This window comes from Devosia sp. 1566 (assembly GCF_004005995.1).
Lineage (GTDB): Bacteria > Pseudomonadota > Alphaproteobacteria > Rhizobiales > Devosiaceae > Devosia.
Genome location: NZ_CP034767.1, coordinates 1,385,066 through 1,406,238, shown reverse-complemented (window position 1 = coordinate 1,406,238; position 21,173 = coordinate 1,385,066). Strand labels below are relative to the sequence as shown.

Below are 21,173 nucleotides of genomic sequence, written 5' to 3'. Positions count from 1 at the left end.
CCCCTCTGCACCGCTCCTCTTAACCATGCCCAAGTTTGTTGGGGGGTCTCGGCCGCACTGCTATGGACCGGGTGCGAGGGGCGCTATATTGAAGAACACTTAACGAACAAGAATGAACTGTACCGAAATGGCACAGATGCAACGGGTAGCGGTTATCGATGGATGACGACTGGATCACATCGCCAGCTGGTGCCCGCGTGTTGCAACACGCCGAGGATCCCCGCCCGGCCTGGCTATGGTCCGCCGACGGGCTGCACTTGATCTGGCACAATCGGGCAGCAACGCTGTTTGGCGCCAAGCTCAAGAAAAGCGGCATCAAGCGCGGCCCCACCCCAGTACCGATCAAGGGCCAGATAGCTCGTAATATCCGACTCGGCTCCACCGGTCGAAGCAGTCTTGCGCGGATCCAGTTCTTGGCTGGGGAAAAGCCGATCTCGGCGACCTGCGCCACAACGCCGCTGCTCGATGGTGTAGGCGCAGCGATGCTGCTGATCGTGGCGGTTGACGCCATCGACGCCGAGATCTTGTTGGCGAGCGGTCCGGCACCCGCCCTGGCCCCTGCCGATTCGCTGGCCGCACCCTCGGCTATGGCCGTGACGAGTGAGCCGGCTGCTCCGCCGACGACGATAGACTCCGAGACCTCGCCAGATCCGGTCACCGAGTCGCTCGAGCTTTCAGTTGTGGCGCCCGAGCTGGAAGCTGCGCTGGTAGAGGCTCAAGAGCCCCAACTGCCCGCAGCTGAGTCGCAAGGGCCTGTCTTGCCACCGCGGCCATGGTTGCCGCTGCCGCCCCCCGGCGTGGTCCTGGAAACGGCGCCCTTCCGGCCTGTCGCATTGGTTGATGAAGACGAGGAAACGGTCGAACCAGATCCCCAGGTGGGTGAGCTTGCCCCGATTGCCGCGGCGATCGAGGCCAATGATGCGGCCTATCAGCGCGAGCTCGACAACTGGCGGGCGACCGAAAGCGATGCTGCCGCTCCGAGCGGCTATGAGGCCGAGGACGAGGACAGCGCCGCCGAGACCTCGGAAGCGGTTTCCGAGTTCGAGAACGAACCAGAGGTAACGCCATCAGACGCCTCCGAGCCGCCTGTCGAAGAAGCGCCAGGCGTGGGCACCCGGCTATCGGCGCTGGTCGACCGGTTGAGTGCGGACGCCGATTTGTTCTCGCCGCTCACCGATTCGGATGATCCGCTGCAAAGCGACCCGGTTGTTACCGGCGCTGCACCACAACTCTGGCTGGTGACAGGCACAGGCTTTGTCGCTGCCGCTTCTGCCCCTGCGGCCGAAGATCAGCAGGACACCCCCGCGACGATTGAGGTCGAAGCATCGGCGGCGCCGATGGAGCAACCAACAGCCGCCTTTATCGATGAGCCCGAGCCGGAAGTGGATGAGGACGAGGACAACGCGCAGGAGCAGTTGCTAGCGTCCACAGCCGAGGACGAGCTTGCCGAATTCGACGGCGATGACACTCCCGAGCCCCAATCCGATGCCGCGACTGAGGATGGCCCGGAAATCCTGCCGCGGGGCGCCCCCGATCCTGAGGCGGTGGAACGCGTTTCGCGCTACAACTTCGATGAGCTCTCGCGCATTCTGAACGACCGCATGGGTGAGACCTCGGGTCAGGCGCAGCGCGCTGTTGCCCAACCACCGAGCAGTTCGGGTGCACTGATCAATCTGGGTGGCGAAACGCTGGTGCTGAACCGGCTGCCGCTCGGCATCCTCGTGTTCCGTGATCAGCAAGTGCTGTTCGCCAACCGTGCCATCACCGAGATGGTCGGCTATGATTCGGTGGAGAACCTGCGCGCCGCCGGCCTGGCCTCGGTGTTCCCGGCGGCCGGACCGGAAGGTCACGAAGCGGGGCCGGTCAACCATCTGGTGCAGCGTGATGGCACGCTGGTGCCGGTGACCGCACGCTTGCAGTCCATTTCCTGGCAGGGTCGCCCGGCCCTCATGCTGTCGGCGAGCGCCACCGAAGTTCGCACTGGCCATGAAGCTGCAGTGCGCGCCTTCGCGGAAACCTTTGCCAGCTTGCGTGGGGACGGGTTCTTCGAAACCAATCGGGCGGGCGTGCTGAGCGTCGTGTCCCCGCGTGCCGCCGCGCTGCTGGGCCAGGAAGGCGCGTCGCTGCAGGGGCGGCCGCTGACGAGCTTTGTCGCCCGCGCCGACACCCCGGATCTGCAGTCGTTCCTTGAGCGGCCAGCGCGCTTTGCCGAATCGGCCCGTCCCTGCCTGTCGCTGCGCGCCGCCTCCGCGGGTGCCGAATTGATGCTGTTTGCGCAGGGCCAGGCGGGCGTCGTCACCGGTTATTTCGGCTTTGTGCACCAGCGCGAAACCAGCCAGCCGCGCCTCGGAGCGCCGAGCGATATCGATCCAGCGCTGCTGGCTCGGATCAGCCGGGGGATTCGCCGCCCACTCAACACCATCATCGGTTTTTCCGATCTGCTGCGTTCGGAGGCCTTTGGTCGGCTCGGCACCGAGCGCCACGAGACTTATGCGCAGGATATCGTCACTGCCGGCAACGAGATCGCCGCGCTGGTGGATGAACTCGATGATTTCACCCGCCTGCGCGATGGGCGCTACCTGCCCCAACGCGCCAGCATTGATCTGACCGGACTGCTCGAAAGCTGCGTGCTGCGCATCCGCCACCAGGCCGGCATCTCGCGGGTGATCGTGCGCAATGCGATTTCCGAATCCCTGCCCAAGGTCACGGCCGATCGGGCATCGCTGGCCCAAGCGGTGCTGAACCTGCTCGCCAGCGCTATTGATCAAACCCCGGCGGGTGGCGCCGTCATCATCTCCTCCAATAGGGAGGACGATGGCAGCATCGCCATCCATGTGCGCGATAGCTCCAACACAGCAGTCGACATGGCTGAACGTTTCGTGGTGTTCCGCGATGGCGTGGGCCGGGACGGCAAGGCCGTGGCGCCGGTGCGCTCCAGCGTCGGTCTCGCCCTCACCCGCTCGCTGCTGTCGGTCAACGCCTTTTCACTGGCCGTGGACCCAGCTGGCGAGCACGGGCTGCTGTTCACACTGCGCATTCCCTCCGACCTCGTCGATGCGCCCATCGCCGAAGCCGGCGAGAAGTAATCGGGCCGCCGCACCGCTCCGGCAGTGCATGATCATGCCATGCACTGGGGTCACACCAGCAAATCTTCATCCTTTGCCTAGGTGCCATGCCGGGCGCACTGCCTTATAGAAAAGAACGCAAGGCGGCCGAGCCGCAACGGGGAGCGAAAGCATGGGCAAGGGACTACAAATTCTGGGCATGGCGGCAATGCTTGGCATGAGCTGGTCGAGCCTTGCGCTTGCTGCCTCGACGCAAATCCGGATCGGCGTCGCCCTAGAGCCACCTACCCTTGATCCTACGGCAGGCGCTGCCGAAGCCATCGACAACATCGGCTATCAGAACGTCTTTGAGGGCCTGACGCAGATCGACCAGACCGGCGCGGTGCAGCCCTCCCTCGCCAGCAGCTGGACGATCAGCGATGACGGGCTGACCTATACCTTCATCCTCCAGCCTGACGTCACCTTCCATGACGGCACCAGCTTTGATGCCGATGACGTCAAATACACCTTTGACCGGCTGCTGGCGCCAGAGAGCATCAATGCTCAGAAGGCGCTGTTCTCCCCCATCGCCAGCGTTGTGGTCCAGGATCCCCAAACCATCACCTTTACCCTCAGCCGCCCCGACGGGATGTTCCTGTTCAATCTCGGGCGTGGGGATGCCATCATCGTTGCGCCCGAAAGCGCCGAGAACAATGCCACTGCCCCCATCGGCACCGGCCCCTTTAGCTTTGTGCAGTGGGACAAGGGCAGCCGCGTCGTGCTCGAGCAATATGGCCCCTATTGGGGTGAGCTGCCGGCGATAACCCGCGCAACTTTCGTGTTTATCAGCGACACCGCAACCATGACCAATGCGCTCCTTGCGGGCGACGTAGACGGCACCAATAATTTCGCCGCCGAAGCGCTGCCGATCTTTGAGGGCAATCCGCAGTTCAAGGTGCTGGTGGGCACGACTGAGGGTGAGGCCATCTTGTCCACCAACAATGCCAAGGCGCCCTTCAACGAGCTCAAAGTGCGCCAGGCCATGGCGCATGCCATTGACCGCGCCGCCATCATCGAAGGGGCGACCTATGGCTATGGCGTGGCGATCGGCAGCCATTTCGCCCCGCACAATCCCTATTATGTCGATCTGACCAATACCTATCCCTATGACCCCGAAAAGGCGCGCGCGCTCCTCGCCGAAGCCGGCTATCCCGATGGGTTCAGCGCCACGCTCAAGCTGCCCCCGGTGAACTATGCCAAGGTCAGCGGACAGATCCTCGCCAGCCAGTTTGCCGAGGTCGGCATCAAGCTCGAACTCATCAACCTCGAATGGGCGCAGTGGCTCGAAGATGTGCTGACCAACAAGGACTTTGATCTCTCCATCATCGCCCATGTGGAGCCCTTCGACATCGGCATCTATGCCGATCCCAACTATTATTTCGGCTACGACAATCCGCAATTCCAGGCGCTGATCGAGACGCTCAATGCCACCACCAACGAGGCGGAACGCAAGTCCCTCGCCATCGAGGCCCAGACCATTCTCGCCAATGATGCGGTCAATGGCTACTTGTTCGAGCTGGCAAAGACCGGCGTGTGGAACGCCAAGCTCGAAGGCATGTGGCCGAATTCGCCGATCGAGGGCGTGGTGCTCCGCTCCATCCACTGGGTGGACTAAGGCGTCCGGGGCGGCCACGGCATGATGGTTTTTCTGCTGCGCCGCTTGGGTGGGTTTGCACTGACGTTGCTGCTCGCGGCGACGGCGATCTTCTTTCTGCTTGACCTGCTGCCCGGCGATCCCGCCCGCTTTATCCTGGGTATCACTGCCAGCCATGAGGCCGTGGCCAATCTGCGCCTGCAGATGGGCCTTGAGGCTCCACCAACGCAGCGTTTCGTCGCCTGGCTCTGGGGCATGCTGCACGGCAATCTCGGGGAGTCTTACACCCAGCAGGCTCCCGTGGCCTCGCTGATTGCTGGGCGACTCGCGGTCACCCTCCCCCTCACCATCGCGGCGATCATCATTTCGGTCGCGGTCGGGCTGCCGCTCGGCATCCTTGCGGCCCGCCACCGTGGCAAGGCCCTCGATTCCGCGCTGATGGTGCTGGCGCAGTTGGGCGTCGCCGTCCCCAATTTCTGGTTTGGCATGTTGCTGACCCTTGTCTTTGCTGTTGCCCTGCGCTGGCTGCCGCCCGGTGGCTTTACGCCATGGAACGAGAACCCCTTTGCTGCCATGCGCTCGCTGGTTCTGCCGAGCCTGGCGCTGGCGCTGCCCCAGGCCTCGATCCTGGCGCGGGTGATGCGCACGGCGCTGGTGGACATCCAGGAGCAGGATTTTATCCGCACCGCGCGTGCCAAGGGCATGACGCTGGGCGAGGCCGTTTGGCGCCATGGCGTGCGCAATGCCATGCTCCCGGTGTTGACCATTCTGGGTCTGCAATTCGCGTTCCTGATCGCCGGCGCTATTATCGTTGAGAATGTGTTCTATCTGCCCGGTCTGGGCCGCCTGATCTTCACCGCCATCTCGGAGCGTGACCTGATCCTTGTGCGTGGCGCGGTAATGGTGCTGGTGGTGACGGTCAGCCTCACCATGTTGCTGGTCGACCTCGCCTACGGCCTGGTTGACCCGCGCCTGCGCGGGCGAGGCGTGGCGACATGATCGAACGCCTTTTTGCCAACCGGAGCTTTCGCCTCGGCGCAGCCGGCACGCTGCTGTTTGCGCTGCTAGCCCTCGTTTCGATCTGGTGGACGCCCTATTCCATCGCGGAGATCAATATCGGCCGCCGGTTTCTTGGTCCCACGGCCGCCCACTGGCTCGGCACCGACCAGTTGGGCCGGGACATGGTTTCGCTCGTCATGGCAGGAACGCTCACTAGCTTTGTCGTGGCGGCGATGGCCGTGTTGATCGGCGCCGGCATCGGCGTGCCCTTAGGCCTTGCTGCCGCCGCATGGGGTGGTCCGGTAGAATGGCTGGTGCTGCGTCTCAGCGATGTGGTGTTTGCCTTTCCTGCCGTGATCACTGCAATTCTGATCACCGCTCTGTTTGGCCCGGGCGCCATCAATGCCACCATTGCCATTGGCATCTTCAACATCCCGGTGTTTGCCCGCGTCGCCCGTGGCGGAGCCCTGAGCTTTGCCACGTTGGATTTCGTCGCCGCTGGCCGCCTCGCTGGCCTTGGCAACGCGGCCATCGCTTGGCGACACTTGCTGCCCAACATTCTCAGCCTCTTGATCGTTCAGGGCACGATCCAGCTATCATTGGGCATCCTGGCGGAAGCAGGCCTGTCCTATGTCGGGCTCGGCACCCAGCCCCCGGCCACCAGCCTTGGCTTGATGCTGCGTGATGCCCAGAGCCTCTTCCTAATTCATCCCTGGCTGACGCTGGTGCCGGGGCTCTCCATTGTGTTGATCGTTGTGTGCATCAATGTCGCCGGCGATGGCCTCCGCGACGTGCTTGATCCGCGCCTGCGCCGCCAGGGAGCTGCGCATGCCCTTGCTTGAGGTGCGCGGGTTATCAATCGCCTTCGGCCAAACCGAGGTGGTCAAAAACGTCAGCTTTGCTCTGGAGCCGGGCGAACGCTTTGGCATCATCGGAGAAAGTGGATCTGGCAAAACCCTGACGGCCCTCGGGATAACTGGCCTGCTGCCCATAGGCGCCACACTGACAGGCACCATCCACCTCGATGGCACCCCCTTGCCCACCGCCGAACGCCCGATGGCGCGACTGCGCGGCAAACGCTTCGGCATGGTGTTCCAGGAGCCGATGACCGCGCTTAACCCTCTGATGCGCATCGGTCGCCAGATCGAGGAAGCTGTTGAACTAAACGAGGCCAACACGAGTGCGGCAACCGCCGTGCCCCAGCTCTTGGCCGAGGTGGGCCTTCTGCCCGAGCACGCCCGTCGGTATCCGCATCAGTTGTCGGGTGGACAGCGGCAGCGCGCCATGATCGCCATGGCGCTCGCGAGCGAACCCGATTTGCTGATTGCCGATGAGCCCACTTCCGCCCTCGATCTCGTCACTCAGCGCCGCGTGCTCGAACTGATCGCCCAGATCTGCGAGCGACGGCACATGGCCTTGCTGTTTATCAGCCATGATCTGAAGGCGGTTGCGGCGCTTTGCTCGCGCGTGATGGTGATGCATCGCGGCGTGGTTGTGGAACAGGGAACCACGGGGGCGGTGTTGGGCGCCCCGCAACAAGACTACACCCGTCGCCTGGTGGCTGCGTCACGCCTCGACGTGGTCGGCCCCAACCGGGCCCCGCTCGGTGAAACCCTGCTGGAGGTTGCAGCCGTCAGTCGCGACTACCGCGGCAATGGGCTTTGGCCATGGGCGGCCAAGCCCCTACGGGCGCTGCACGAGGTTTCTTTCACGCTTCGCAGCGGCGAATGCCTGGCTCTGGTCGGTCCTTCCGGCTGCGGCAAAACCACCCTCGCCCGCATCATTGCGGGCCTCGATAGTGCCAGCGACGGGGAAGTGCGGCTTGGCGGCAAGCCTTATCACGGCCGCGACCTGCCCCGGGCGTTGCGGGCTGACATTTCCCTGGTGTTCCAGGATCCCTTCGGCAGCTTCAATCCGCATCTCACCATCGGGCAATCCGTTGGTGAGCCGTTGCGGCTGCGGCCTGAACTTGGCCTCGTGCAACGCACTGAACGCCTGCACGAAGCCATCACTGCCGTTGGCCTGTCCCCTGAAATGCTCGAGCGCTACCCGCATGAATTTTCGGGCGGACAGCGCCAGCGCCTCGCCATCGCGCGCGCCCTCGTCACCCGGCCCAAGCTGCTGGTGCTCGATGAACCGGTGTCAGCCCTCGATGTGTCGGTGCGCGGGGAAGTGCTGAACCTGCTTGCGCGGTTGCAGGCCGAGTTCGGGCTGACTTATCTCCTGATCAGCCATGACCTCGATATGGTCCGCGCCATGGCGGACCGGGTCATGGTGATGGAGGCCGGTCGCATCGTTGAACAGGGCGAGCCGAAGGCGATCTTCGAGCACCCCCAGCACCGCCTGACGCAGGAGTTGGTCGGCGCTCGCCTGCCCGAGCTTGGGGCCGGCGCGCTCCTCGCTTAAAGCCCGAGCTTTTCGCGCAACGCGTCGATGCGCTTGGAGGCCTCCGCCTTGCTCAGATCCTCGGCAAAGGCATCGGGATCGCTGGCCTGCTCGCTTAGCGTCTTGAGATAGGACGCCTGTGCGCCCGTCATCGGGTCGTCCCCTGTGGTCCAATCATCAGGGTCCTTCTGAAGATTGGAATTGGGGGCGTCGGCAACTTTGGGATTGGTCGTGGACATGTCGAACTCCGTTCCGGTGTTCGCTTAATGTTCTAGCTGGCAACTCGTTCCCGGCGCCGCAACCTAGGGCAAGGATGCGCTCAGTTTAGTGGCGCAGCGACGGCGTAGCGGCAAGAATCCTGCGCGCAATGGCGCGGAAGGCTTCGGCCTCTGGACCATTGGGATCAGCCACCACCGGCGGCGCACCCCGATCCGACGCCTCGCGGATCGACATCACCAGCGGCACCGCCCCCAGGAACGGCATGTCGAGTTCAGTTGCCGCCTTTTGGGCGCCACCCGACCCAAAAATATCGTAGCGGTTGCCGGTATCGGGGGCGATGAAATAGCTCATATTCTCGACCAGCCCCAGCAACGGCACACTAAGCCGCCGCAGCATGTCGATGGCCTTGCGCGCGTCGATCAGCGCCAGGTCCTGGGGCGTCGAAACGATCACTACGCCATCCACTTCCGCCTGCTGGAACAGCGAGATGTGGATGTCGCCCGTCCCGGGCGGCAAGTCGACCACGAGGATATCGAGCTCGCCCCAGTCCGTTTCGCGGAGCAATTGCCGCAAGGCCGAGGTGGCCATCGGCCCGCGCCAGACCACCGCCTGCCCCGGATTGAGCATGGAGCCGATCGACATGGCCTTGAGCCCGAAGGCATCATGCGGCGAGAAAATTCCGTCCTCTCGCACCGCCGGCTTGCCCTCCAGATGCAGGAGCTTGGGAATGGATGGGCCATAAAGATCGGCATCGAGGATGCCGACACGCAGCCCGTCCGCCTGCAATGCCAGCGCCAGGTTGACCGCCGTGGTCGATTTGCCCACCCCGCCCTTGCCCGAACCAACGGCAATGATGCGCTTGACGCCAGGCACAGCCTGCTTTGGTGCAGGACCCGGCCGGCCCTGTGCCGCGGCCTGCCCGGTGGCTGGCGCCTTGTCCGAGGTCAGCGAAACCATGATCTTGCGCGTCGGCGCCACCGCTTGGGCGGCGCGCTGCGCCGCCTCGCGCACCGGCCCGAAGGCCGCTTCCATGCCCGGCTGCACCGCAATGGCAAAGGCCACGGCGCTGGGCGTCACGATGATTTCCGAGAGGCCGGCATAACCCGCCAGCGTGTCGCCGCCGGGGATCTCGACGGCGTCCAAGGCGGCTTTCACCGCAGCAGCAAGTTCGGTATCGGCCATGTCAGGCTTTCACGAATGAGGCAGGCGCCGCACCTGCCCTATAGCTGCGGCCGGCCCATGAGCTGACCGCGGCAATTGTCTCGAACAAGAAGCGGGCCCCGGATGATCCGGAGCCCAAGCATAGTTAGAGGATCGACTGGCCGGTGCCGGCCCAATCCTTAAGGAAGCTGTCGATGCCCGACTTGGTCAGCGGGTGATCGGCCAGCTTGCGGATCACGGCAGGCGGGATCGTCGCGACGTCAGCACCGATCAGCGCGACCTGGGTCACGTGATTGGGCGTACGGATCGAAGCGGCCAGGATCTGGGTGTCGAACTGGTAGTTGTCGTAGATCGTGCGGATATTCTCGATCAGCTCGACGCCATCGAGATTGAGGTCATCGAGGCGCCCGAGGAAGGGCGAGATATAGGTCGCGCCGGCCTTGGCTGCGAGCAGGGCCTGGTTGGCCGAAAAGCACAGGGTCACATTGGTCTTGATGCCCTTTTCCGCGAAGTGCTTGGTGGCCTTGAGGCCATTGAGCGTCAGCGGCAGCTTGACCACGATGTTCTGCGCGATCTTGGCAAGGTGCTCGCCTTCGGCAACCATGCCTTCATATTCGAGCGAGGCGACTTCAGCTGAAACCGGGCCGGGGGTGATCGCCGCGATTTCCTTGATCACTTCCTTGAAGTCGCGACCGGACTTGGCAATCAGCGAGGGGTTGGTGGTCACGCCGTCAACCAGGCCGGCTTCATGCAGTTCACGGATGTCATTGATGTCCGCGGTGTCGACGAAAAACTTCATCGTTTCCTCCTAGAGTCTGGGTTGCCGGCGCGTCAGGGTGACGGGCGCCGCTTTATTTCGTTCCCGCAAGCAGGGCATGGGCGAGATCGTCAACGCGGTCCTCGGGAATGCCCGCGACATTGATGCGGCTGTCCCCTATCATATAGACACCCCGGGCCGCTTTTACATGCTCGACAGTGGCATTATCGAGCCCGAGCAGCGAAAACATGCCGCGGTGGCGGGCGATAAAATCGAAGTCTTCCGAATTGCTCTTCTGGCGGATGGCGTCGGCCAACTTCTCGCGCAGCCGGATCATGCGGGCGCGCATCTCGTTGAGCTCGGTTTCCCATTCCGCGCGCAGCTGCGCATCCTCGAGGATGGTGCGGATGATCTCGGCGCCATGATCGGGCGGCTGGGAATAAGCGCCACGGATGATGTTGAGCAGCTGGGAATTGGCGATATCGGCGTGTGCGGCATCACGGGCCACAAGGATCGCCGCGCCGATGCGCTCGCGATAAAGGCCAAAGTTCTTGGAGCCGGAAAATGCGACGAGGGCCTCGGGCACTGCTGCCAGCACCTTGCGGGTGCCATAGGCGTCTTCAGCAAGGCCATCGCCAAAGCCGAGATAGGCGAGATCGATAAAGGGCAATGCGCCAGTGCGGGCAAGGCTCGCGGCCACCGCGTCCCACTGCTCGTTGGAAAGGTTGGCGCCGGTCGGGTTGTGGCAGCAGCCATGCAGCAGCACGATATCCTGCGGCCCCAGGCCATCAAGCGTGGCCAGCATGGCATCGAACTTCACGCCGCGCGTCTGCGTATCGAAATAGGGGTACTTCTTGACCGTCAGCCCGGCATTTTCGGCGATGGGGTTGTGGTTGGGCCAGGTCGGGTCCGAGCCCCACACGGTGGCACCCGGACGGGCCCGGTTGATCAGCTGCATCAGCACCCAGAGCGAGCCGGTGCCGCCGGGAGCCTGCGCGATGCGCACGCGCGAGCGTTCCACCGCATCACCCAACGCCAGGTCCAGCACCGCGGCGCCAAAGCCCTTGTTGCCGGCAATGCCGAGATAGGTTTTGGTGGTGCCTGCCGCCAGAATGCGCTCTTCGGCTTTGCGCACCGCGGACATGATCGGGGTGGTACCGGTTTCGTCCTTGTAGACGCCGACGCCGAGGTCGATCTTGTCAGTGCGCGGATCGGCGGCATACTCGCCCATCAGCGCCAAAATCTTGTCGCCAGGGGCCTTGGAAAGGGTCTCGAACATTGCGGGGCTGGGTTCCGTTGGGAGGCGCGGCCTTTATAGAAGCCGGGATGGGATTTGCAACCGTCAGCGCTTGACGCCGAGACGGTCGAGTTCGGCGATGAGCGCGGGCACGATCGTGAAGAGATCGCCCACCAGCACCGCATCGGCCATTTTGGACAGCGGCGCTTCGGGATCGCTGTTGATGGCGATGATGCGCTTGGCGCCCTGAATGCCCGCCAGGTGCTGCAAGGCCCCCGAAATGCCGACGGCAATATAAAGGTCCGGCGCGATGATCTTGCCGGTTTGCCCCACCTGCCAGTCATTAGGTGCGTAGCCTGCATCCACCGCCGCGCGCGTCGCGCCAACGGCAGCGCCCAGCGTTATGGCGAGCTGCTCGATGAGCTTGAAGCCTTCGGCCGAACCCACCGACACGCCGCCGCCCACCACGATCTGCGCCGTGGAAAGGTCGGGTGAGTCGCTTTCGGTGCGGTGTGCCGCAATGATCCGCGCCGCCGACGCCACCGGCGCGTGTGGCAGCGGCTCGATCGGGGCGGCGTCCCCGAACCCGGCCGGACGGAATGCGGAAGCGCGCAGCGTCAAAAGGTTCTGCTTCTGGTCGGACACCACCGTTTGAAGCGCGTTGCCGGCATAGATGGGCCGCACAAAGCGGTTGGGCGCCTGGATGGACACCACATCGGTGATCGGCATCAGGTCGAGCTTGGCCGCAAGGCGCGGCATCAGGTCCCGGCCAGCGGCCGCGGCGGCGGCGACAATATAGGTGTATTGTGGCGCCAGGCCCGCCAGCAACGGGACGATGCTGTCGGGCAGGCCCGCTGCCAGATCGGCGCCCTGCCCCACCAGCACGCGATTGACGCCAAGAAGGCGCGCGCCATCCAGCGCCACCTGGTCCACCCCTTCGCCCAAAACCAGCAGGTCCACCGCACCCAACTCGCACACTGCCCCAACGAGACGCGCCGTAGCGGGTGAGAGCAGTCCGAGATCATGCTCGGCCAGAACCAGAACGGGCATCACAGCGCCTCCAGATCGGCAACGTCATCGGCAATGAGCCGGGCGAGGTCGGCAACATTGCCCACGGTCTTGCCAGCAGCGCGATCAGGCGGGGGCGACACGCTGTCAACGCGCAGGCGCGGCGTCACGTCGACGCCGAAGTCTTCCACAGGGCGCACCGCCAGCGGCTTGCTGCGCGCCTTCATCACCATGGGCAGCGCCGCATTGCGCGGCGTATTGAGGCGCAGATCGGCCGTCACTACTGCCGGCAGCGGCAGCGCCACGGTTTCACGGCCCCAGTCCACTTCACGCGTCACTTCAAGTCCGTCGCCAGTCGGGTTGATGGCCGAAGCGAAAGTGGCCTGCGGCCAGTCCAGCAGGGCCGCCAGCATCTGCCCGACATGATTGCTGTCGTCATCCACTGCCTGCTTGCCCAGCAGCACGAGATCGGGTTGCTCTTCGGCCACGACCTTGGCCAGCAATTTGGCGATGGCGAGGGTTTCGAGCTCGGCATCGGTCTGGATCAGCACGCCGCGATGGGCGCCCATGGCGAGGGCGGTCAGGATCACGTCGGTCGCGGGCTTGGGACCGATCGAGACCACAACGATTTCGCTATCTGCCACCTTCTCCGCCAGTTGCACTGCCGCTTCCACCGCGTGCTTGCAAAAGGGGTTCATCGACATGCGCACGCCAGCGGTTTCCACGCCCGATCCATCGGGGCGGACGCGAATACGAACATTGTGATCAACAACACGCTTTACGGCGACAAGGATCTTCATGGCGGCAGGAGGCTCCGGAACACGGGGCATGGTTTGGCAAATCTGGGCGAGCGGAACAAGGCGGCGGGCGGAAATAACGGCCCAAGCTGGCACACGATGTTAAAAAACGCTGCCGTTTGCCGGCACGGACCGACGCCGCGAGGTTGACGCGGAGAGTTATGGCAGCGACACTGACCCAGAACAATTTTCTGGTTTTTCATGCCCGTAATCAATCGCATTGCCGAGTTTCACGACGAGATCGCTGGCTGGCGTCAGGACCTGCATCGCAATCCCGAGATCCTGTTTGAGGTGCATCGCACGGCGGGCAAGGTCGAGGAACTCCTGCGCGCTTTTGGATGCGACGAGGTCGTGACCGGGCTGGGGCGGACCGGCGTTGTCGGCATCATCAATGGCAAGAGCAATACAAGCGGGCGCACCCTGGGCCTGCGCGCGGATATGGATGCCCTGCCGATCGCCGAACGCACGGGCAAGCCTTACGCCAGTGCGGTGCCGGGCAGCATGCATGCCTGCGGCCATGATGGTCACACAGCCATGCTGCTGGGCGCAGCCAAGTATCTCGCCGAAACCCGCAACTTCGATGGGCGAGTCGCCCTCATCTTCCAGCCGGCCGAAGAAGGCGGCGCCGGCGGGCGCGAAATGGTCGAGGACGGCGTTCTCGAGCGCTTCGGCATCAACGAAGTTTACGGCATGCACAACTGGCCGGGCATCCCGGCTGGCCATTTCGGCATTCGCGTAGGCGGCATCATGGCGGCGACGGATCGGTTCGTGATCGATATCGAGGGCCGGGGCGGCCATGCCGCGCGCCCGCAATCCACGGTCGATCCCGTGATCATCGCCGCCCAACTCATCACCGCGTTGCAGACCGTAGTGTCGCGCAATGTGGACCCGCTCGGTAGTGCTGTGTTGTCGGTCACGGTGCTGGAAGCCGGTGACGCCGACAATGTCATCCCGCGTACCGCACGCCTTAAAGGCACCGTGCGCACGCTCGATGCCGGGGTGCAGGACTTCATCGAAGCCCGTCTGCAGCAGTTCGTGCCCCAATTTGCCGCAAGCTTTGGCGGGTCGGCCGAGGTCAACTATATGCGCGGCTATCCGGTAACGGTGAACAGCCCCGCCGAAACCGCCTTCGCCGCCGGCATTGCCGAGGAGGTTTCCGGCGCCGAGCGCGTCGACAAGGACGTGCCCCCCTCCATGGGCGGGGAAGACTTCTCATTCATGCTCGAGCAGCGGCCCGGCGCCTATATCTTTCTTGGCAATGGCGACAGTTCCGAGTTGCACACGGACACGTACGATTTCAACGATGCCATCATTCCGGTGGGGACAAGTTATTGGGTAAAGCTGGCGGAACGAGCCCTGCCGATCCGCTAGAGCTCTGGTGGCGGCCCCGCATCCTGGGGCTGACCCTCCTGACCCTTACCCTGTCCGCCTTAGGCGGCTTGGGGGCGACCGCGCTGGGCCTGCCCGGCGGCTGGATCATGGGCGGCTCATTGGCGGTGACTGTCGCGGCGATGATCGGCCTGCCCGTGCGCATGCCCGTCCGCTTGCGCGACATCGCCTTTGTGCTGATCGGCATGTCGATGGGCACAACCGTGGCCAGCGACAGCCTGTCGCTGCTCGCCAGCTGGCCGATCAGCCTTACGGGCCTCGTGCTCGAAATGGTGCTGATCATCGCGCTCACCGGCTGGATGCTGGTGCGCGTGTTCAAACTCGATCCGGGCACGGCGTATCTCGGTTCCATTCCCGGGCATCTGTCCTTCATCATGGGGATCGCTTCGGCCGGCGTCGGCGACGCCCGCCAGATCGTCATCATCCAGGTCATCCGGCTGCTGATGCTGACGATCTGTGTGCCGATCGGCGCCATGTTCCTGCCGGTGGAGCATTTTGGCAGCGCTGCCCCGACAACAACCCTGAGCTGGGGCGAGCTGCTGGCCCTCGCCGCCGCTTGCGTGGCGTTGGGGCTCGTCTTCATGCGCCTCGGCGTTCCCGCAGCCATGGTCATGGGGCCGATGGCCCTGGCGACTGCGGCCAAGCTTGGCGGGCTTTATAGCGGCGCCATGCCTGAGCCGCTGGTGATCATCGCTTTTGTGCTGACAGGGGCGCTGATCGGCTCGCGCTTTGCGGGCATCACCCGGCAAGAGTTCATGCAGGCCGCCCTTGGCGGGCTGATCGCCACGGCGATGACCGTCGGCATCGTCACCGTCGTCTCTTTCGGAGTGAGCCGGCTGGTGGACATGCCCTTCGGGCAGATCTGGATCGGCCTGTCGCCGGGCGCGCTCGAAGGTATGGGGGCTCTGGGTGTGGCGCTCAGCTTCGACGCCGCCTTTATCGCGGCCCACCACATGATCCGCCTGCTGCTGCTGAGCTTTGTCATCCCGCTGCTCGTCGTGCTGATCCGGCGGCGCCAGGGGCTCAGCGAGGGAGCGGCGACAGCAGCAACGCTGCCGCCGGCTCAGGGCTAGATCAAACGACGGCGCTCAGCAGCGGCTCGCCGGCAAAATGGGCATCGAGGTTGGCCACCAGCAGCGCGCCCATCGCATCGCGCGTCTGATGAGTGGCACTGCCCTGATGGGGCGAGAGCACGACATTTTCGAGCTTCAGCAGCGCCTCGGGCACCTCAGGTTCGTTCTCGAACACATCCAGCGCTGCACCGCCCAGCTTGCCGTTCGACAGCAGCTCGATCATGGCGGGCTCATCGATGAGGGGGCCGCGCGCGACATTGACCAGCATGCCCTTGGGGCCTAGCGCTTCGAGCACTTCGCGCGACACGATCCGGTTGGTGCCTTTGCCGCCCGGCGCGATGATCACCAGCCAGTCAATATCGCGGGCCATCTCCAGCAGGTCGGGATAGAACACATAGGGCTCTTTCTCCTGCCGCTTGCGGCCGTGATAAACCACCCGCATCTTCATCGCCTGCGCCCGGGTGGCGATCTCCTTGCCGATTCGCCCCAGCCCCAGAATACCGACGGTCTTGCCGGTCAGTTCGGTGAACAGGCCCATATTGCCCGCCGGCCATTTTCCCGCCCGCACGAACTGGTCAGCCTGCGGAATGCGGCGGGCCAGCGCAATCATCATGCCGATGGTGAGTTCGGCCACGGCATCATTGAGCACATCGGGCGTATTGGTCACCCGCACCCCAGCCGCCTTGGCTGCCGCAAGATCGATATTGTCGGTGCCAACACCGAAGCCGGCGATGATTTCCAGATTGGGCAATTTGGCGATGAGGTCGGCATTTACATCGCTGCCGGCGTGGGCCCGAATGCGGGGTCCAACCTCGTTCAGAAAGCGTTCAGGTTCCTGAACTTCGTGCAGTTTATGCACGGTAAACCGTTCAGCAAGAGCCGCTTCGCAGCTGGCCAGCAGCTTCTTGGTTTGCAGAATTTCGATGGTCATGGTCTCGCCCCCCGCTCTTAACCCAGGTGAGAAATAGACAAAGGTTCCCGCCGAGTCGACCAGATTTGGCGAAAATGGCCCCTTGCTCCCGCTGGACGGCGCGTCACAAATATGTAGCAATGTGAATAGGATGGGACCAAGCCCTTTACCCTCGGAGCGAGATGGCCGACACAGCGCCGTTTGACGAAATGAACAATGCGGACGGATCGATCCGCGAACCCTATCGCGTTCTCGCCGAGTGGCTGGCCGAGCAACCCGAACGAGCCCTGCCCCTGATGCAGTCGGACGCCGAAGCGATCTTCCGCAAGCTCGGCATCACCTTCGCCGTCTATGGTTCGAGTGAGGGCACGGAAAAGCTCATCCCCTTTGACGTTATTCCTCGCATCATCTCGGCGGCCGAATGGCGCCGGCTGAGCAAGGGAATAGAGCAACGGGTACGAGCACTTAACGCATTTCTTTACGACATCTATCATCGTCAGGAGATCATCAAGGCGGGCCGGGTACCGGAGCACCTGATCCTCCAGAACGCCGCCTTTTGCCCCGAAATGATGGGGCTCGAGCCGGCGCAGGGCGTTTACGCCCACATTATCGGCGTCGATATCGTGCGGGTCGGTCCCAATGATTTCTATGTGCTCGAGGACAATCTACGGACGCCTTCCGGGGTGAGCTATATGCTCGAGGACCGCGAGGCCATGATGCAACTGGCTCCGGACCTCTTCCATCGCTACAAGGTCGCGCCGGTGGAAACCTATCCCGAAAACCTGCGCCGCACGCTCGAAAGCGTGGCGCCTGCAGGGGCCGGCAGTTCGCCCAATATCGTAGTGCTCACGCCGGGCATCTATAACTCGGCCTATTTCGAGCACTCGTTCCTGGCGGACCAGATGGGCGCCCAACTGTGCGAGGGGCCGGACCTGTTTGTCGATGGCGGCAGGGTCTATATGCGCACCACGACGGGCCCGACGCGGGTAGACGTGATTTATCGGCGCATCGACGATGATTACGTAGACCCGCTAACCTTCCGTCCGGACTCGATGCTGGGTGTTCCCGGCCTCTTCAACGCCTATCGCGCGGGTAACGTAACGCTGGTCAACGCGCCCGGCACCGGCATCGCCGACGACAAAGCCGTCTACACCTATGTACCTGACATCATTGAGTTCTATCTGGGCGAAAAGTCCCTGCTGAACAATGTCCCGACCTACAACTGTACCGATCGCGAGCAGCGGGAATGGGTGCTGGCCAATATAGGCGAACTCGTGGTCAAGGAAGTGCATGGCTCGGGCGGCTACGGCATGCTGGTTGGCCCGACCTCTACCAAGGCACAACAGGAGGAGTTCAAGGCCAAGATCCTGGCTAGACCGGACAATTACATCGTCCAACCCACGCTCGCCCTCTCCACCTGCCCCACTTACGTCAACAATGGCGTGGCGCCGCGCCATGTGGATTTGCGGCCCTATGTTCTGGTGGGTGACAAGGTGCGGATCACACCGGGCGGCTTGACTCGCGTGGCGCTCAAGGAGGGATCGCTCGTCGTCAATTCGAGCCAGGGTGGCGGCACCAAGGACACCTGGGTGCTGGAGGACTGATGCCATGACCATGCTGGGGCGCACAGCGCAAAACCTCTTCTGGATGAGTCGCTATGTGGAGCGGGCCGAGAACATCGCCCGCCTGCTGGAAGTTGGCTATCGCATGAGCCTTACCTCGCGGCGCGAAGGTGGCGCCAGCGAGCATCTGGTCTCGATGATGCAGGCCGCCGAAGTCGACGAAGCCTTCGCCGCCAAGCACGATCAGGCCGATGTCGACAGCGTCGCGCACTTCATGATGTTCGACCCGGACAACCCGTCATCCGTTCATTCATGTTTGCAAGCGGCCCGCACCAACGCCCGCTCCGTCCGCACCGCCATCACCAGCGACATGTGGCAGAGCTTGAACGCCGCCTGGCTCGAGTTCTCCCAGATCAAGCCCAGCGATGTGCGCGGCGCCAAGCTGCTCGGCCTCTTGCAGTGGGTCAAGCAACGCAGCCACGAATTCCGCGGCGCCATGCTGGGCACTATCTTGCGCGATGACGGTTTTGCGTTTTCGCAGGCGGGCAGTTTTGTCGAGCGGGCCGATAACACGGCGCGCATTCTCGACATGAAGTATTACGTGCTGCTGCCACGCGCGACGATGGTGGGGGGCGAGCTCGACATCCAGCAATGGACACTGATCCTGCGGGCGGCATCGGCGCACCGCTCGTATCAGCACTTCTATCGGGACCGCTTCAAGGCCCACAACATTGCCGACTATCTGATCCTGCGCCCTGAAATGCCGCGGTCACTGGTCTATTGCGCACGATCAATGTCGGACACGCTGGACACGCTGGCGGATGTCTACGGGCAACGCATGATCTGCCACGAAGCGGCTGAACAGCTCTGTGCCATGGTGGAGGACACAACCATGGACACGATCTTCGCTCACGGCTTGCACGAGTTCCTCAACGAATTCATCGGCCGCAACAATCATGTCACCGAGTGCATGTCGGTCAGCTACAATTTCTACTGACACCCGGGATCGCTCGGCACAAAAGGCTTCCAGATGCGCATCGCCATCCATCATCGCTTGAGCATTACACCCCCGCCCGGCACCGTGCATGCGCTGATGCAATTGCTGCTCACGCCGCAATCAGGCGTCGGGCAGAAGGTCGAGAGCTGGACTGTGGACATGCCGGGCCTCGACAGTGCGGCACGGTTTACCGACGCCTATGGGAACATCATGCATCTGGTTAACCAAAGCCGCCCGGAAGGCGAGATCGTGGTCACGGTGGACGGCGTGGTCGAGACCCTTGACAAGCATGGTGTTCTGGGGCGCGTGGGGGGAGAACCGGTCCCAGGTCTTTTCAAGCGCAAAACGTCGTCAACGCAGGGCAGCGAAGAAATCTTCGGTCGCTTCAAAGGCAGCATCAATAATCGACTGGAGGTGCTGCATGGCCTGATGGCGGCGGTGGGCGAAGCTCTTATTCCTCAAGAGGTGGAGGATGCGGCGGCTCCCCCGAACGGGGGCAGCGAGGCGGCCCAGTCCATGTCCGCGGCAGGCATGACGCAATCGATCGGGGGGGTGACGCAGTCGATGGGCGAGAGCCTGACCGAGGTGACTGAAAGTGAGGGAGCGTCAATCAAGTCATTGCCGCTGGCGAGCGAGTTTGCCCACCAATTTATCGGCGCGGCCCGAGCGCTCAACATCCCGGCGCGCTATGTCACCGGTTATCTTGCGGATGACGAGGGCGGAAGCACTGCGCTGCACGCCTGGGCGGAAGCTTTTGACGATCGGCTTGGCTGGATCGGCTTCGATCCCATGCTGCAACTTTGCCCCACTGAACAGCATGTGCGACTGGCTGCGGGGTTGGATGCCCACACGACCCAGCCCTTACGGGCAGTGCCACTGGGCGATGGCGTGCGGGTACTGGGCTTCTCGGTAGCGCCCGCCACCTAGGCCAGCGCTAAGGACCGAGGATCAACAACCAGGCCGAAATGGAAGCCGCCGAGGCAAGTGTTGCGATCAAAATCGTGTTCGCCGCGACGCTGGTGCCGCGATTGTAGTAGGTCGCGAACACGTAAACATTAACGCCGGGCGGCATAGCGGCCAGGAGAATGCCATATCGGGCAATCTCCATATCAACCCGCATCACCCAGACCATAAGCACATAGGCGATGGCGGGGTGCAGGACGAGCTTGATCAGCGAAGCCACGACGGCCTGCTTCCAATTGTCGGACAAGCGGTACTCGTTCAGGGCGCCGCCGATGCCGAACAAGGCGGCGGGCACCACCGCCTGGCTCATCATCAAGAAGAATGCATCGGCCGGTTCGATCAGTTGCAGCCCAGCAAAAGATCCGATCATCCCGCCGGCGATCCCCCAAATCAGTGGGTTGGAGAGGACCCGCTTGGCCGCTAGCAGCAGCGTTCTACCCAAGGAGCGACCATCCCGCTTGACCAGTTCCATGGTCACCATGCCGATGCTCAGCAAAATGGCACCGTGCAGGCCGATGATGGAGAGCGTGACCGGCAGCGAGTCCAGACCGTAAGCGCGCTGCATGATGGGGAGCCCCACCAAGACTGTATTGGTGAAGGTGCCGGAAAAGCCAACCGAGACGCTTTCGCCGGGTGTGTTCACAAAAAATCTTCGAGCGATGAATATGCCGACCACAAAGCAGATCAGTGCGCCCAGGTAAAACGGGCCGATAATCGCAAGGTTGAAGGCGGAACGAAAATCGCTGGTGAGAATGGAGTGGAATAGCAGGCAAGGGGTCGCAAAGTTGTTCACAAATGCGATCAGGCTTTTGATGCCTTCGGCAGGAAAAAGCCGGAAGCGCACGGCACAGTAGCCTAGCGCCATCAGCGCGAATATTGGCGCGATGACATTGAATATGGCGAGCATGGCCGGGCAACCTGGAAACTGGTCCCCTGCCCTAGACTGCCGTCGCGGTCGGGTCAATCCGAGGGAGTGAGACGGGCGGCTCCAAGACGCACATGAAGTTCATTTTCATGA

Annotated in this window: 18 protein-coding genes; 10 read left to right on the top strand and 8 right to left on the bottom strand. The window is 63.2% G+C overall.

What is annotated here, in order from left to right; translation table 11 throughout:
• Positions 1-158 precede the first annotated feature (158 nt).
• The 5 genes from ELX51_RS06775 to ELX51_RS06755 all read left to right on the top strand — a co-directional run bounded on the left by ELX51_RS06775 (position 159) and on the right by ELX51_RS06755 (position 8,103).
• Entirely contained in the window at positions 159-3,086 is a 2,928-nt protein-coding gene (locus ELX51_RS06775) for a histidine kinase dimerization/phospho-acceptor domain-containing protein (protein ID WP_127752806.1), read from the top strand.
• A gap of 151 nt (positions 3,087-3,237) precedes the next feature.
• The gene (locus tag ELX51_RS06770) at positions 3,238-4,719 is read left to right on the top strand and encodes an ABC transporter substrate-binding protein (protein WP_127752805.1); all 1,482 of its coding nucleotides are present in this window, start codon (positions 3,238-3,240) and stop codon (positions 4,717-4,719) included.
• 21 nt (positions 4,720-4,740) lie between these two features.
• Entirely contained in the window at positions 4,741-5,697 is a 957-nt protein-coding gene (locus tag ELX51_RS06765) for an ABC transporter permease (RefSeq protein ID WP_127752804.1), read from the top strand.
• Complete coding sequence (locus ELX51_RS06760) at positions 5,694-6,539, top strand: ABC transporter permease (RefSeq protein WP_127752803.1); 846 nt, start codon at positions 5,694-5,696, stop codon at positions 6,537-6,539. The genes ELX51_RS06765 and ELX51_RS06760 overlap by 4 nt, the downstream gene beginning before the upstream one ends.
• Positions 6,526-8,103, top strand: coding sequence for an ABC transporter ATP-binding protein (locus ELX51_RS06755; RefSeq protein WP_127752802.1), 1,578 nt, complete (start codon positions 6,526-6,528; stop codon positions 8,101-8,103). The genes ELX51_RS06760 and ELX51_RS06755 overlap by 14 nt, the downstream gene beginning before the upstream one ends.
• Here the strand turns inward: ELX51_RS06755 and ELX51_RS06750 are convergent.
• From ELX51_RS06750 to ELX51_RS06725, 6 genes are all read right to left on the bottom strand, one after another.
• Positions 8,100-8,321: a DUF3072 domain-containing protein gene (locus tag ELX51_RS06750; RefSeq protein ID WP_127752801.1), complete on the bottom strand. Its 222-nt coding sequence runs from the start codon at positions 8,319-8,321 to the stop codon at positions 8,100-8,102. The two genes, ELX51_RS06755 and ELX51_RS06750, sit on opposite strands and share 4 nt — an antisense overlap.
• An 85-nt stretch (positions 8,322-8,406) precedes the next feature.
• Positions 8,407-9,483, bottom strand: coding sequence for an Mrp/NBP35 family ATP-binding protein (locus ELX51_RS06745; protein ID WP_127752800.1), 1,077 nt, complete (start codon positions 9,481-9,483; stop codon positions 8,407-8,409).
• A 124-nt stretch (positions 9,484-9,607) separates the two neighbouring features.
• Positions 9,608-10,261 carry a fructose-6-phosphate aldolase gene (gene fsa / locus ELX51_RS06740; protein WP_127752799.1) on the bottom strand — a complete coding sequence of 218 codons (654 nt, stop codon included), beginning with the start codon at positions 10,259-10,261 and terminating at the stop codon, positions 9,608-9,610.
• A gap of 52 nt (positions 10,262-10,313) precedes the next feature.
• Positions 10,314-11,498 carry an amino acid aminotransferase gene (locus ELX51_RS06735; RefSeq protein WP_127752798.1) on the bottom strand — a complete coding sequence of 395 codons (1,185 nt, stop codon included), beginning with the start codon at positions 11,496-11,498 and terminating at the stop codon, positions 10,314-10,316.
• A 63-nt stretch (positions 11,499-11,561) separates the two neighbouring features.
• Positions 11,562-12,506 (bottom strand): electron transfer flavoprotein subunit alpha/FixB family protein, encoded by a 945-nt coding sequence (locus ELX51_RS06730; protein ID WP_127752797.1) that lies wholly within the window; start codon positions 12,504-12,506, stop codon positions 11,562-11,564.
• Positions 12,506-13,264, bottom strand: coding sequence for an electron transfer flavoprotein subunit beta/FixA family protein (locus ELX51_RS06725; RefSeq protein WP_127752796.1), 759 nt, complete (start codon positions 13,262-13,264; stop codon positions 12,506-12,508). Before ELX51_RS06725 ends, ELX51_RS06730 begins: the two co-directional genes overlap by 1 nt.
• A 198-nt stretch (positions 13,265-13,462) precedes the next feature.
• Here ELX51_RS06725 and ELX51_RS06720 point away from each other — a divergent pair, with 198 nt between their 5' ends.
• Both ELX51_RS06720 and ELX51_RS06715 read left to right on the top strand, forming a co-directional pair.
• Positions 13,463-14,632 carry a M20 aminoacylase family protein gene (locus ELX51_RS06720; protein ID WP_127752795.1) on the top strand — a complete coding sequence of 390 codons (1,170 nt, stop codon included), beginning with the start codon at positions 13,463-13,465 and terminating at the stop codon, positions 14,630-14,632.
• Positions 14,593-15,723 (top strand): AbrB family transcriptional regulator, encoded by a 1,131-nt coding sequence (locus tag ELX51_RS06715; protein ID WP_127752794.1) that lies wholly within the window; start codon positions 14,593-14,595, stop codon positions 15,721-15,723. The genes ELX51_RS06720 and ELX51_RS06715 overlap by 40 nt, the downstream gene beginning before the upstream one ends.
• Position 15,724: 1 nt before the next feature.
• Here ELX51_RS06715 and ELX51_RS06710 read toward each other — a convergent pair whose 3' ends face one another.
• Positions 15,725-16,654 (bottom strand): 2-hydroxyacid dehydrogenase, encoded by a 930-nt coding sequence (locus tag ELX51_RS06710; RefSeq protein WP_127752793.1) that lies wholly within the window; start codon positions 16,652-16,654, stop codon positions 15,725-15,727.
• Positions 16,655-16,815: 161 nt separating this feature from the next.
• Between ELX51_RS06710 and ELX51_RS06705 the strand changes: the two genes are divergently transcribed.
• The 3 genes from ELX51_RS06705 to ELX51_RS06695 are packed head-to-tail and all read left to right on the top strand — an operon-like array spanning position 16,816 to position 20,119.
• Positions 16,816-18,237, top strand: a complete 1,422-nt coding sequence (locus ELX51_RS06705) for a circularly permuted type 2 ATP-grasp protein (protein WP_127752792.1) — start codon at positions 16,816-16,818, stop codon at positions 18,235-18,237.
• Positions 18,238-18,241: 4 nt separating this feature from the next.
• A complete protein-coding gene (locus tag ELX51_RS06700) occupies positions 18,242-19,192 on the top strand; it encodes an alpha-E domain-containing protein (RefSeq protein ID WP_248305270.1) in 951 nt (316 codons plus the stop codon).
• Positions 19,193-19,225: 33 nt separating this feature from the next.
• Entirely contained in the window at positions 19,226-20,119 is an 894-nt protein-coding gene (locus tag ELX51_RS06695; protein WP_127752791.1) for a transglutaminase family protein, read from the top strand.
• A 7-nt stretch (positions 20,120-20,126) separates the two neighbouring features.
• Here the strand turns inward: ELX51_RS06695 and ELX51_RS06690 are convergent, their stop codons facing one another.
• Entirely contained in the window at positions 20,127-21,062 is a 936-nt protein-coding gene (locus tag ELX51_RS06690) for an AEC family transporter (RefSeq protein WP_127752790.1), read from the bottom strand.
• Positions 21,063-21,173 lie beyond the last annotated feature (111 nt).

What these genes read in the sequence shown, in the direction of transcription:
- ELX51_RS06775 (WP_127752806.1), top strand. Translation starts at nt 159, where the DNA reads ATGGATGACGACTGGATCACATCGCCAGCTGGTGCCCGCGTGTTGCAA.
- ELX51_RS06770 (WP_127752805.1), top strand. Translation starts at nt 3,238, where the DNA reads ATGGGCAAGGGACTACAAATTCTGGGCATGGCGGCAATGCTTGGCATG.
- ELX51_RS06765 (WP_127752804.1), top strand. Translation starts at nt 4,741, where the DNA reads ATGATGGTTTTTCTGCTGCGCCGCTTGGGTGGGTTTGCACTGACGTTG.
- ELX51_RS06760 (WP_127752803.1), top strand. Translation starts at nt 5,694, where the DNA reads ATGATCGAACGCCTTTTTGCCAACCGGAGCTTTCGCCTCGGCGCAGCC.
- ELX51_RS06755 (WP_127752802.1), top strand. Translation starts at nt 6,526, where the DNA reads ATGCCCTTGCTTGAGGTGCGCGGGTTATCAATCGCCTTCGGCCAAACC.
- ELX51_RS06750 (WP_127752801.1), bottom strand. Translation starts at nt 8,321, where the DNA reads ATGTCCACGACCAATCCCAAAGTTGCCGACGCCCCCAATTCCAATCTT.
- ELX51_RS06745 (WP_127752800.1), bottom strand. Translation starts at nt 9,483, where the DNA reads ATGGCCGATACCGAACTTGCTGCTGCGGTGAAAGCCGCCTTGGACGCC.
- fsa (WP_127752799.1), bottom strand. Translation starts at nt 10,261, where the DNA reads ATGAAGTTTTTCGTCGACACCGCGGACATCAATGACATCCGTGAACTG.
- ELX51_RS06735 (WP_127752798.1), bottom strand. Translation starts at nt 11,498, where the DNA reads ATGTTCGAGACCCTTTCCAAGGCCCCTGGCGACAAGATTTTGGCGCTG.
- ELX51_RS06730 (WP_127752797.1), bottom strand. Translation starts at nt 12,506, where the DNA reads ATGCCCGTTCTGGTTCTGGCCGAGCATGATCTCGGACTGCTCTCACCC.
- ELX51_RS06725 (WP_127752796.1), bottom strand. Translation starts at nt 13,264, where the DNA reads ATGAAGATCCTTGTCGCCGTAAAGCGTGTTGTTGATCACAATGTTCGT.
- ELX51_RS06720 (WP_127752795.1), top strand. Translation starts at nt 13,463, where the DNA reads ATGCCCGTAATCAATCGCATTGCCGAGTTTCACGACGAGATCGCTGGC.
- ELX51_RS06710 (WP_127752793.1), bottom strand. Translation starts at nt 16,654, where the DNA reads ATGACCATCGAAATTCTGCAAACCAAGAAGCTGCTGGCCAGCTGCGAA.
- ELX51_RS06705 (WP_127752792.1), top strand. Translation starts at nt 16,816, where the DNA reads ATGGCCGACACAGCGCCGTTTGACGAAATGAACAATGCGGACGGATCG.
- ELX51_RS06700 (WP_248305270.1), top strand. Translation starts at nt 18,242, where the DNA reads ATGACCATGCTGGGGCGCACAGCGCAAAACCTCTTCTGGATGAGTCGC.
- ELX51_RS06695 (WP_127752791.1), top strand. Translation starts at nt 19,226, where the DNA reads ATGCGCATCGCCATCCATCATCGCTTGAGCATTACACCCCCGCCCGGC.
- ELX51_RS06690 (WP_127752790.1), bottom strand. Translation starts at nt 21,062, where the DNA reads ATGCTCGCCATATTCAATGTCATCGCGCCAATATTCGCGCTGATGGCG.